This window comes from Fictibacillus sp. 7GRE50 (assembly GCF_015903875.1).
Lineage (GTDB): Bacteria > Bacillota > Bacilli > Bacillales > Fictibacillaceae > Fictibacillus > Fictibacillus phosphorivorans.
Genome location: NZ_JACZDW010000001.1, coordinates 149,938 through 162,479, shown reverse-complemented (window position 1 = coordinate 162,479; position 12,542 = coordinate 149,938). Strand labels below are relative to the sequence as shown.

Here is a 12,542-nt window from a genome sequence, read left to right as displayed (position 1 = left end):
ACATGATATTTTAATAAGACGAGAGAACTAGAGAGGTGAAATGTTTCATGAAGCGGATAGGAGTTCTAACAAGTGGTGGCGATTCACCAGGCATGAACGCTGCGATTCGGGCGGTTGTTCGAAAAGGAATCTACCATGACTTAGAAGTTTATGGGATATACAATGGTTATGCAGGACTAATTTCGGGGAATATTAAGAAACTAGAATTAGGATCTGTTGGAGATATTATACATCGTGGAGGCACAATGCTTCATTCAGCACGTTGTTTAGAGTTCAAAACACCAGAAGGACAACAAAAAGGTATCGAGCAGTTAAAAAAATTCGGTATCGAAGGATTAGTCGTTATTGGTGGAGACGGCTCTTTCCAAGGTGCTAAGAAATTGTCTGAACAAGGTTACCCAACGATTGGTGTACCTGGTACGATCGACAATGACATCCCTGGTACAGATTTCACAATCGGTTTTGATACAGCATTAAACACGATTATCGATGCTATCGACAAGATTCGTGACACAGCTACTTCACATGAGCGTACTTATATCATTGAAGTTATGGGACGTGACGCTGGTGACTTGGCTCTATGGGCTGGCCTTGCAGATGGAGCTGAGACGATTCTCATTCCAGAAGAAGACCACAAGATGGATCAAGTCGTACAAAAGCTGCAACGAGGACACGAGCGCGGTAAGAAACATAGTATCATTATTGTTGCAGAAGGCTGTGGAAGCGGCGTGGATGTTGCTAAAGAGATCGAAAGGCTTACAGACTTCGAAACAAGGGTTACTGTTCTGGGGCACATTCAACGCGGTGGTTCACCTACAGCTTTTGACCGGGTATTAGCAAGCCGTCTAGGTGCGCAAGCGGTTGAACTCTTATTAGAAGGCAAAGCTGGTCGTACAGTAGGTATTGAAAATAACAAACTTGTTGATTATGACATTACAGAGGTATTATCTAGAAAACATTCGATAGATAGACAAATGTACAAGTTATCACAAGAACTATCCATATAATCTGCTTAATGCATCGTACGGCTGCGGGTTAACTGCAGAAGCCTTACGATGCCTTTCTGCGAAAAAAGAAAATCAGGAGGCCATTTACATGATGCGCAAAACAAAAATCGTTTGTACGATAGGACCGGCAAGCGAAAGTATTGATAAGTTAAAAGAATTAATGAATGCTGGGATGAACGTTTCCCGCCTAAATTTCTCTCACGGTGACTTTGATGAGCACGGTCAACGAATCATCAACATTCGTGAAGCATCGAAAGAGCTTGGAAAAACAGTTGCGATCTTGTTAGATACAAAGGGACCTGAAATCCGTACTCAAACGCTAGAAGGCGGAGTAGCTGAACTTGTTGCTGGAAACGAATTAATCGTTTCTATGGAAGAAGTAGTGGGTAACGACAAAAAGATCTCTGTAACATATCCAGGTCTTGTTGAAGACGTACATGTTGGATCAAGAATCCTGCTTGATGACGGACTGATCGAACTTGAAGTAACAGCGATCGGCGAAAAAGAACTGACTACAAAAATCTTAAACTCCGGTACATTAAAAAATAAAAAAGGTGTAAACGTACCTAACGTAAGCGTGAAACTTCCTGGTATCACAGACAAAGATGCAAAAGATATCGAATTTGGTATCGAGCAAGGTGTTGATTTTATTGCTGCGTCATTCGTACGTCGTGCAACAGATGTTCTTGAAATTCGTGAGATCTTAGATCGACACAACGCTAACCATATTCAAATCATCCCTAAGATCGAGAACCAAGAAGGTGTAGACAATATCGATGAGATCCTTGCTGTTTCTGACGGTCTTATGGTAGCACGTGGTGACCTTGGTGTTGAAATTCCGGCTGAAGAAGTACCTCTTGTACAAAAGATGCTGATTAAAAAGTGTAACGAGCTTGGAAAGCCTGTTATTACAGCAACTCAAATGTTAGATTCCATGCAGCGTAACCCGCGTCCAACACGTGCTGAAGCAAGTGACGTAGCAAACGCGATTTTTGACGGAACAGATGCGATCATGCTTTCAGGTGAAACAGCTGCTGGTACTTATCCAGTTGAAGCGGTTCTTACCATGCATAAGATTGCTAGCCGTGCTGAGAGTTCTTTGAACTATAAAACATTATTATCTTCAAGAAGCAAAGAAAGCAAAACGACAATTACAGACGCGATTTCTCAATCTGTTTCCTTTACAGCTCTTAACCTTGATGCAGATGCTGTTATTACTGCTACTGAAAAAGGACAAACAGCTCGTATGATTTCGAAATATCGTCCAAAAGCTCCTATTATCGCTGTAACAAGCAACGAAGACGTTTGCCGTAAGCTTGCACTTGTTTGGGGAGTAACACCTGTAAAAGGTGAGAAAGCTGGAACAACAGATGAAATGTTCCAAATTGCGATTGATTCAGCGATTAAAGCTGAAGCTGTTCAACATGGGAACCTTGTAGTGATCACCGCAGGTGTACCAGTAGGTGAATCAGGATCTACAAACTTGATGAAAGTTCACATTATTGGTGATGTGCTTGCTAAAGCTCAAGGAATCGGACAATCATCAGCTTCAGGGAAAGTAGTAGTAGCTAAAACAGCTCAAGAAGCGATGGAAAAGATGACTGAAGGCGCAATTCTTGTAACAGTTGGAACGGACCGTGATATGATTGCTGCATTTGAAAAAGCATCAGCTGTTATTACAGAAGAAGGCGGATTAACAAGCCATGCTGCTGTATGTGGAGTATCTCTAAGTATTCCTGTTATCGTTGGCTTACAAAATGCTACGGAAATCTTTAAAGATGGCCAAGAGATCACGATCGATGCTTCTGTTGGATACATTTATGACGGAAGAAAGAACGTTATCTAATTATACGAAAAGAGAAGGGTGAAACCTTCTCTTTTTTGATACGTAAAAAATGGCATAGGCTTAATCTCCTTATTATTTGTTTAACGAAAGCGGTGATTTAAATGTTCCGTAAGCTATTACCTATATTTATTCTTATTCCTGCTATTGAAGTAGCTCTGTTTATCTTGGCAGGGCAATATATAGGAATTCCTGCAACGATTGCTGGAATATTTATTACCGGTATATTAGGTGCTTATTTGGCAAAAAAAGAAGGGGTAGAGACGCTTCAACGCGTGAAGATGCAGCTCGAGAGCGGTCAGATGCCAGGAGAAGCAGTTCTTGATGGGGCATGTATTCTGGTCGGCGGTGCATTACTCTTAGCACCTGGATTTCTAACTGACATTATAGGTTTCTTCTTACTTATCCCTCCACTAAGAAAACCAGTGAAGTTGTGGATGAAAGCGAAACTCTTCCAAAAGATGCAATCAGGACAGTTTTACTTCATAAAAAGAAGGTAGAGTTACTAGCTACTGACAGAGAGTCAACTTAGAAAGGGTTGTTTTCTAAGAGTTTTTTCTTTTAAGTTCTTTGAATTTCTTCTTAGATAGTTGGTTGTAGTGGAAGGTTGCCGACTCCTACGGGACGAGCGGTCAGTCCGAAATGTAAAAGTGGCTCGTTCAGCCCCGACCAGCAAAAGTTGAATGGGCTAGGAAGGCGCATTTTGCCTTCTTGTCCGTTTAACTTTTGATCTCGAGGGGTTAGCCACTGCAACTAGACAGGTGGAGACTCCTAATGGCGCAAAGCGGCAGGAGGCTCACCGTTCGCCCCGTGGAAAGCGTGCAACCTGGAGCGGAAACCAACCACTAACAAGAACATCTATGAATACAAAAACATAACAAAAAGAACGATGCTCACTTCCGGCATTCGTTCTTTTTATTTGTGTATAGGCTTCATAACAAATTGATAGATCTCATGAAAGAACTTTGCTTCGTAGAGTGCACGAATAACAACTAGGATAACAGGTCCGATGATAAGGCCAACAAACCCAAGAAGCTGGAATCCAGCAAATAAAGAGACTAGTGTAGCAAGAGGATCGAGTCCGATCGTTTTTGATAAAAGCTTTGGTTCCATAATCTGTCTTTGTATAACAACAACTCCATACAAAATGGATAGTCCGATCGTCAGCGTATAATTTCCTGTTAAGAAACAATAAGCGATCCATGGCAGAAAGACAGCACCTGTCCCAAGGTATGGCAGTAGATCTATCGCCCCAATCAGAACAGATATAGTAACTGCATAATCAATTCGCATCAACAAAAGACCTACTAATACGATACATGCTGTGATAGAGATTAAGGTTAACTGTGCTTTTAAAAAACCGAATAAAGCTTTTCTCAGTTCTACATATACCGTTGTGACGGTGTGGATTAATTTTTCAGGAAAGATCGCGTTAAGAAACCCTATTAGTCGGTACCAGTCTTTACTTATAAAAAAAGCAGCGAGAAGAGAAAAGATAAAAACCGTTAAAAAAGTTGGAAGACTTACGATCATTAGAGAGACACTATTAATCACGGCCTGTGTCATACTAGATGCATTCGTGGTTATTCCTGTTCCAATCTTCTCGATATTATCCATGACCGTTTCTTGTTGATCGGTTCCCAACTTGCTATAGATAGAGAGTAAATCTTGATATAAAGGGAGAACGTTCATTTTAAATGATCGTTCAAAGTAAAAGACCAATTCTTGAATATAAGCGGGTAACTCATGTGCAATATAGGCAAAACCAGTCATCATCTCTTGAATGAGCAAGGTTAGTAACAAGACAATTACACCTAAAAGGCCTAATATAGAAAGAATGACGGCAAGTGCTCTATTCACTTTAAAACGATTTACGATAAAGTCTACAAACGGGTTGATCATAAGCGCTATGATTGCGCCTGCTATGAATGGATAAAGAATAGCAGAAACATAATAGCCAGAAAAAATAAGGGCAACAGCGAGGGATAGAATAAATCCAATACGCAATAAACGATGTGTCAGTTCAGCATACAAATTTTCCACCTGCCTTTACGTACATATAAATTAGTGAGAAAGGAATGAAAATCTATGGGACCTTTACTGTTTTTATTCGGATTATTAATCATTGGCTTATTGGCAAAAAATCAATCTTTAATCGTCGCGGTCGCCTTTTTGTTAGTGTTAAAATTTACCGGTATGGGTGATAAATGGTTTTCTGTTATACAGCAAAAAGGGATAAATTGGGGTGTGACGATCATTACAATTGCCGTATTAGTTCCGATAGCATCTGGTGAGATTGGGTTTAAACAGTTGTCTGAATCATTGCGTTCTTATTATGCGTGGGTTGCTCTATTATCGGGCATTTTCGTAGCGGTAATCGCAAGTAAAGGACTTCATCTGCTTCAGAATGATCCTCATATTACTGCTGCTTTGGTCTTTGGAACGATCCTGGCCGTCGCTCTTTTTAAAGGAGTTGCTGTAGGACCATTGATCGGGGCAGGAATTGCATATATGGCTATGAAAGTCGTTGGAATGTTTTCAGGTTCATGACGCTTTCCGCACGAAATAAGTGATATCCGTTCACAAATATCAGATTATTGTTTATAATTGATGTGTATGTCCCATTTCCTTTAAATAGTCTTTCATTTTTCAAGTCTCAGTTTCGAGATTAAAAAAGTTGGGAATGTAACCTTGAATCCGGCTTTTTTATTACATGGAAAATGTAAGCTCTTTCTATTTTTTTAAAAGTGAAACAATTAAAGGAGAAGAGAGAATAACAGAAAAAAAGGAGAGATAGCCATGACAGCTACAAGAGGATTAGAAGGAATTGTTGCAACGACTTCTTCTGTCAGCTCTATCATTGACGATGTATTAACCTATAGAGGATATAGCATTGATGACTTAGCTGAACATGCAACTTTTGAGGAAGTTGTATACTTGCTTTGGAATGGTAAACTGCCTTCCCAATCTGAACTAGAATCTTTTAAATCAGAACTTGCTGAGGCTAGTGAGCTGCCCGCAGAATTGTTGGAACAAATGAAATCGCTTCCTTTGAAGAATACACATCCTATGACTGTATTGCGTACAATCGTGTCAACATTAGCGATGTATGATTCAGAAGCAGAGGATATGTCTACAGATGGAAACTACAAAAAAGCCATCCGTCTTCAAGCACAGATGTCATCACTTGTAACGGCATTTGCACGTATTAGGGAAGGAAAAGATCCGATTGCTCCTAAAAAAGAACTTAGCTATGCAGCTAACTTCCTATATATGCTTACAGGTAAAGAACCTGATGAAATTTCTGAAACAGCTTTTAATAAAGCATTAGTTCTACATGCTGACCATGAGCTAAATGCATCCACGTTCACTGCACGTGTTTGTGTAGCTACTCTTTCTGATATCTATTCAGGCATTACAGCAGCGATCGGTGCTTTAAAAGGACCACTTCATGGTGGAGCGAACGAACAAGTAATGAAGATGCTTTCTGAGATCGGTGAAGAAGCAAACGTAGAATCTTACTTGGACAACGCGATTGAGAACAAACAAAAGATCATGGGCTTTGGTCACCGTGTATACAAGAACGGCGATCCACGTGCAAAACATTTGCGTGAAATGTCTAAACAGCTAACATCGATTACAGGTGAAGAAAAATGGTACACAATGAGCGTAAAGATTGATGATACGCTTAAGCAGAAGAAAGGCTTGCTGCCAAACGTAGATTTCTATTCTGCTAGTGTTTACCACAGCTTAGGTATCGACCATGACTTATTCACGCCAATCTTTGCGATCAGCCGTGTTTCTGGCTGGATTGCACATATCTTAGAACAATATGAAAACAACCGTTTAATCCGCCCTCGTGCTGAATATATCGGACCTGACATGCAGCAGTATGTTGCTTTAGAACAAAGATAATATAAAAACTATAGGTTATATCTTTAAAAGAGAAGGGATTCTTCTTCTCTTTTCCCTATGTTTTTTAGTAGACTAGTATAGTACATGCAATACAAGAATTAGGAGGAATTTAGAAATGTCTAACGGAGAACGTATTACAGTCGACAATGGTGTATTAAACGTACCAAATCAACCGGTGATCCCTTTTATCGAAGGTGACGGAACGGGTCCTGATATTTGGGCTGCTGCTTCACGTGTTTTAGAAGCTGCTGTTGAAAAAGCATATAACGGTGAGAAAAAGATCGTTTGGAAAGAAGTATTAGCAGGAGAAAAAGCATTTAACCAAACTGGTGAATGGCTTCCTGCAGAAACGCTTGATGTGATTCGCGATTACATAATTGCGATTAAAGGACCATTAACAACGCCAGTAGGCGGAGGGATCCGTTCTTTAAACGTTGCACTTAGACAAGAGTTAGATCTATTTACTTGTCTTCGTCCAGTTCAATACTTCAAAGGTGTGCCTTCACCAGTAAAACGCCCTGAAGATACAAACATGGTTATTTTCCGTGAGAATACAGAAGATATCTATGCTGGTATCGAGTATGCGAGTGGATCTGATGAAGTGAAAAAGTTGATTCAATTCCTACAAGATGAAATGGGTGCTAACAAAATCCGTTTCCCTGAAACTTCAGGTATCGGTATTAAACCGGTTTCTTCAGAAGGTACTCAACGTCTAGTTCGTGCAGCGATTCAATATGCGATCAACGAAGGGCGTAAGAGTGTAACACTTGTTCATAAAGGAAACATCATGAAATATACAGAAGGTGCTTTCAAGAACTGGGGTTATGAGTTAGCTGAAGCTGAGTTTGGTGACAAAGTATTCACATGGGCTCAGTATGACCGCATTGTTGAAGAAAGCGGAAAAGATGCTGCGAACAAAGCTCAAGCAGATGCAGAAGCTGCAGGTAAGATCATTGTTAAAGACTCTATCGCTGATATCTTCTTACAACAGATCTTAACTCGTCCAGCTGAGTTTGATGTAGTAGCTACAATGAACTTAAATGGAGATTACATCTCTGATGCTCTTGCTGCACAAGTTGGTGGTATCGGTATCGCACCAGGTGCAAACATCAACTACGAAACAGGACATGCAATCTTTGAAGCAACTCATGGTACTGCTCCAAAATATGCTGGTCTTGATAAAGTAAATCCATCATCTGTAATTCTTTCAGGTGTGTTGATGCTTGAACATCTAGGATGGGGAGAAGCTGCTAAATTAGTACTTTCTTCAATGGAAAACACAATCGAAAGTAAAGTTGTTACTTACGACTTTGCACGTTTGATGGACGGCGCTACAGAAGTTAAATGTTCTGAGTTTGCTGACGAACTAATCAAAAACATGTAATCTAACTGACCCCTTTTTATAAGGGGTCTTCTCAACATATTTTATGTTTTTTAAACTGTTCCTGGAGGGAAAGACATGGCTAACAAACGAAAAAAGATTTCGGTTATTGGTGGAGGATTTACAGGAGCAACAACGGCTTTTATCTTAGGACAAAAAGAAGTTGGGAATGTAGTATTAGTTGATATTCCTCAAATGGAAAACCCTACAAAAGGTAAAGCACTAGACATGATGGAAGCAAGTCCTGTTCAAGGTTTTGATGCATCGATTACGGGTACGAGCGATTATGCAGATACAGCAGAATCTGATGTGGTTGTTATAACAGCAGGAATTGCTCGCAAGCCTGGTATGAGTCGTGATGATCTTGTAAACACAAACGCTGGAATCATGAAGAGCGTAACGAAGGAGATCGTTAAACATTCTCCGGATTGCACGATTATCGTCTTAACAAATCCAGTCGATGCCATGACTTACACAGTATTAAAAGAATCTGGTTTTCCTAAAAGCCGTGTAATCGGACAATCAGGAATACTAGATACAGCACGTTTCCGTACATTTGTTGCTATGGAACTTAACGTATCTGTAAAAGATGTTACTGGTTTTGTTCTTGGTGGTCATGGAGACGATATGGTGCCACTCGTACGCTACTCTTATGCAGGTGGAATCCCGTTAGAGAAATTAATCTCTAAAGAGCGTTTAGATGCTATTGTTGAGCGCACACGTAAAGGTGGAGGAGAAATCGTTAATCTCTTAGGTAACGGATCTGCCTATTATGCACCAGCTGCTTCTTTAGTTGAGATGGTAGAAGCGATCGTTAAAGATCAACGAAGAGTGCTTCCTTCAATCGCCTTTTTAGAGGGTGAGTATGGTTATGATGGTATCTGTCTTGGCGTCCCTACGATCCTAGGCGGTGGCGGTCTAGAAGAAATCATTGAACTTGAGCTGACGGCAGAAGAGAAAGCAGCGCTTGATCAATCGGCAGAATCTGTTAAATCCGTTATGAAAGTATTAGCATAAGCGTGTGAGAGGTTCGGGCAGATCCCCGAATCTTTTCTCCAGATATTTATGAAAGCGTTATCATATAGAGGGGGGTCTTTAAATGCTGATCGGAAAAAAGCGAAAACTCGGAAGAAAAATAGACGAGATCCAAGCTGGGGAAAAATTAGAGATGCAAGAAACAATTGAAGATAAAGATCTTCTATTGTATTTAGGCTTAACGAACGATAACAACCCACTATTCATCCAACACGATTATGCAACATTGACACCTTATAAAAAGCCTGTCGTGCCACAAGTCATGCTGATGGGTATGGTCACTTCAGCAGTATCAAAATATTTACCGGGTCCTGGAAGTTCGATCGTTGAATCAAGTTTCACATTTATTAAACCCGTTTATCATTATTCCAAATTAACCTTTTTATTTGAAATTACAGAAGTAAATAGAGACAAGCATATTGTGCATATGAACGTTAGAGCAGAGAATGAGGAAGGAATCGAAGTGTTAAAGAGTCATTTACACGTTTGTCCTCCATATGCTCCAAAATCGATTACATCTAATACAATGGAAAATTTCTAAACCTTTCATATGAAAGGTTTATTTTTATGCTCTTATAAAGGTGATAAATTTACTATGTCCTCTTTAAATATACAAATATGATGTAAAAGTACATAGGAGGCATACAAGGGGATTTTATACGAGGTAAACACCATTATATCCGTAGATAAGAACCATATATCCGTAAAACTACCGATTAATTACGGATATAAAATTTTTTATCCGATTTATCTGTCCCAATTTGAACAATAAATATAAAAAAAACCTTATCAATGTAAAGGGAATGTTAAGGATATGTAAAGCCACTATGAAAATTTTGCGATTTTTGTACACACTATAAAAAAAATAGTATGATGAATCTGTACAAGTCGTAAAAAGGTGGGAATATGATGAGCCAAAAGTTACTCGTAGTAGAAGATGAAATTTCGATCTCAACATTGTTGCAATTTAACTTAGAACAAGCAGGATTTCAAGTAGTTACGGCAATGGATGGCAAGAGTGGATTAGAAAAAGCAGAAAGCGAAGAACCTAATCTAATCATATTAGACCTTATGCTGCCGGAAATGGATGGAATAGAAGTATGTAAAGAACTCCGTCTAAGAAAATTAAATATTCCTATTCTCATGTTAACGGCTAAGGATGATGAGTTTGATAAAGTGTTAGGACTTGAGTTAGGTGCAGATGATTATATGACGAAACCGTTCAGTCCACGTGAAGTGGTTGCAAGGGTGAAGGCAATACTACGAAGATCATCATCAGCGAATACGGACTCAGAAAAGAAAAAAGAAGAAGTAGAACATCTTAAAATTGGAGAAGTTGATATTTACCCAGAAAATTATGAAGCGTATTTTAAGGAAAAAGCACTAGAACTTACACCAAAAGAATTCGAACTGCTTGTTTACCTTGCTAGACATAAGAGCCGAGTTCTTTCGAGGGAACAGCTGCTTTCTGCAGTATGGAACTATGATTTTGTAGGTGACACACGAATTGTTGATGTTCATATCAGTCATTTAAGGGAAAAGATTGAGAATAATACTCGTAAGCCAATTTATATTAAAACCATAAGGGGATTAGGTTATAAGCTAGAGGAGCCTCAATAATGCATGATTTTAAGAACCGAGTACTTACCTTTTTCCTGCTCGGTATTTTATTGGTTTTTATTCTATTAGCTCTCATTATGGGGAACATCGTTCATCATAGTGTGAAAGATAAGCGTATGGAATTTTATAAAGGTGAATTAAGTCTAATTGAACAAGTTCTTAAGACTGAAAAATCAAAATCAAACATAACGAACTTATTAAGAACGGCCTCTGAAGATCTTAAAGGTGAGATTTATATACTTGATTCAGATTGGAATGTAAAATACACATCTGACGGAGACAGTCCAAGAAACATGTCTTCGTATTACCCAAAAGATAAAAAAATGAATGATCAAAATCTTGTGCTAAAGAATGACAACGGTAAATTATTTTATACGTTAAAAAAGAAAGATGAAACAGGATATATACAGTTTGCAATTCCTGAAGGTGCTGCGGAATCTGAAGAGAGATCGATTTGGATCATGATGTCGATCGGTTTCCTTATCTGCTTTATCATCATTCTGTACGTATCCCTCAAAGTGATTCATAAGATTGTTAGACCTGTAGAAGAGGCTACTCAGACTGCGAAAGAGCTTGCCAAAGGTAATTTCAAAGCAAGAACGTATGAGTATTTTGGGGAAGATATTGGTGAGTTAAACTACTCATTAAATGTATTAGCCCGTAACTTAGAGAAGATGACAAAATCCCAAGAATCACAGCACGATCGCTTGATAACATTGATCGAAAATATGGGAAGCGGACTTATTCTTATTGATAAAAATGGATATATCAACTTAGTAAACAAAACGTTCAAAGAACTGTTTAAAGAGCATACGGATTATTGGACGGGTCATCTCTTCTATGAAGTGTTTCCTTACACATCTATTAAGGATATTGTAAAAGAAACGTATTTAACTGAAAAAAAAGTTAGAAGAAACACAGTTATTCCAATTCACATCGATACGAAACATTTCGATGTCTATAGTGCACCTGTCCTGAACGCAAGAGGTAAGCTAAAAGGGATCGTGCTTGTATTTCACGATATAACAGAGCTTAAGAAACTCGAGCAAGTAAGAAAAGATTTTGTGGCTAATGTTTCACATGAACTCAAAACGCCGATCACTTCTTTAAAAGGGTTTGCTGAGACTTTATTAGATGGTGCAGGTGAAAATAAAGAGTTTAGAAATAAATTTTTAACGATCATGTTAAATGAAAGTGATAGGCTTCAGGCGCTTATCCAAGACTTGTTAGACCTTTCTAAAAGTGAGCAAGGTTTTCACCTAGAAACTCAATCTATTGATCTTGGTGCTTTAGTAAACGATACCTTTGAGATTCTTCAGCCTAAAGCTGAAAAGAAAGGCATTATTCTATCCGTTGATGTTACTGGCCAAACCATTATGGACGGAGATTCACCTCGATTGAAGCAGATCATCATTAACCTTGTTTCAAACAGCTTAACGTACACGCCTGTTGGTGGCCGTGTAAACGTAGTGGTGGAAGAACTACGAGATCATGTGAGGCTGCTGATTAAAGATACTGGAATTGGCATCAAGGAAAGTGAGATCCCTCGAATATTCGAACGCTTTTACCGTGTGGATAAAGCAAGAAGCAGGAATTCTGGAGGCACTGGATTAGGGCTTGCGATCGTTAAACACCTTGTAGAAGCTCATCACGGAACCATTGAAGTTCAAAGTAAGCCAGGTGAAGGTTCTCAGTTTACAATTCTATTTCCAAAAAAGTTCGAGTTATAAGATTTACAATT

General features: G+C 39.0%; 11 protein-coding genes. 10 read left to right on the top strand and 1 reads right to left on the bottom strand.

Features of this window, described 5'->3' with window-relative positions; genetic code table 11:
• The first annotated feature begins 47 nt into the window (after positions 1-47).
• The 3 genes from pfkA (at position 48) to IHV12_RS00745 (ending at position 3,350) form a co-directional block, all read left to right on the top strand.
• The gene (gene pfkA / locus IHV12_RS00755; RefSeq protein WP_137788670.1) at positions 48-1,007 is read left to right on the top strand and encodes a 6-phosphofructokinase; all 960 of its coding nucleotides are present in this window, start codon (positions 48-50) and stop codon (positions 1,005-1,007) included.
• A gap of 91 nt (positions 1,008-1,098) precedes the next feature.
• Positions 1,099-2,853, top strand: a complete 1,755-nt coding sequence (gene pyk, locus IHV12_RS00750; protein ID WP_197132118.1) for a pyruvate kinase — start codon at positions 1,099-1,101, stop codon at positions 2,851-2,853.
• A gap of 101 nt (positions 2,854-2,954) precedes the next feature.
• A complete protein-coding gene (locus tag IHV12_RS00745; protein WP_197131562.1) occupies positions 2,955-3,350 on the top strand; it encodes an FxsA family protein in 396 nt (131 codons plus the stop codon).
• Between the two features lie 415 nt (positions 3,351-3,765).
• On the opposite strand, the gene ytvI is transcribed toward IHV12_RS00745, so the two are convergent.
• Positions 3,766-4,884, bottom strand: a complete 1,119-nt coding sequence (gene ytvI, locus IHV12_RS00740; RefSeq protein WP_231619585.1) for a sporulation integral membrane protein YtvI — start codon at positions 4,882-4,884, stop codon at positions 3,766-3,768.
• Positions 4,885-4,938: 54 nt separating this feature from the next.
• Here ytvI and IHV12_RS00735 point away from each other — a divergent pair, with 54 nt between their 5' ends.
• The 7 genes from IHV12_RS00735 (at position 4,939) to pnpS (ending at position 12,531) form a co-directional block, all read left to right on the top strand.
• Positions 4,939-5,400: a DUF441 domain-containing protein gene (locus IHV12_RS00735; protein ID WP_197131555.1), complete on the top strand. Its 462-nt coding sequence runs from the start codon at positions 4,939-4,941 to the stop codon at positions 5,398-5,400.
• A 249-nt stretch (positions 5,401-5,649) separates the two neighbouring features.
• A complete protein-coding gene (gene citZ, locus IHV12_RS00730) occupies positions 5,650-6,765 on the top strand; it encodes a citrate synthase (protein ID WP_197131552.1) in 1,116 nt (371 codons plus the stop codon).
• Positions 6,766-6,880: 115 nt separating this feature from the next.
• The gene (icd, locus tag IHV12_RS00725; protein WP_197131549.1) at positions 6,881-8,149 is read left to right on the top strand and encodes an NADP-dependent isocitrate dehydrogenase; all 1,269 of its coding nucleotides are present in this window, start codon (positions 6,881-6,883) and stop codon (positions 8,147-8,149) included.
• 75 nt (positions 8,150-8,224) lie between these two features.
• A complete protein-coding gene (gene mdh / locus IHV12_RS00720) occupies positions 8,225-9,163 on the top strand; it encodes a malate dehydrogenase (RefSeq protein WP_197189565.1) in 939 nt (312 codons plus the stop codon).
• Between the two features lie 82 nt (positions 9,164-9,245).
• The gene (locus IHV12_RS00715) at positions 9,246-9,722 is read left to right on the top strand and encodes a MaoC family dehydratase (protein WP_197131547.1); all 477 of its coding nucleotides are present in this window, start codon (positions 9,246-9,248) and stop codon (positions 9,720-9,722) included.
• A gap of 368 nt (positions 9,723-10,090) precedes the next feature.
• Entirely contained in the window at positions 10,091-10,801 is a 711-nt protein-coding gene (locus IHV12_RS00710; RefSeq protein ID WP_197190328.1) for a response regulator transcription factor, read from the top strand.
• A complete protein-coding gene (gene pnpS / locus IHV12_RS00705; RefSeq protein WP_197189564.1) occupies positions 10,801-12,531 on the top strand; it encodes a two-component system histidine kinase PnpS in 1,731 nt (576 codons plus the stop codon). The genes IHV12_RS00710 and pnpS overlap by 1 nt, the downstream gene beginning before the upstream one ends.
• The last annotated feature ends 11 nt before the right edge of the window (positions 12,532-12,542 follow it).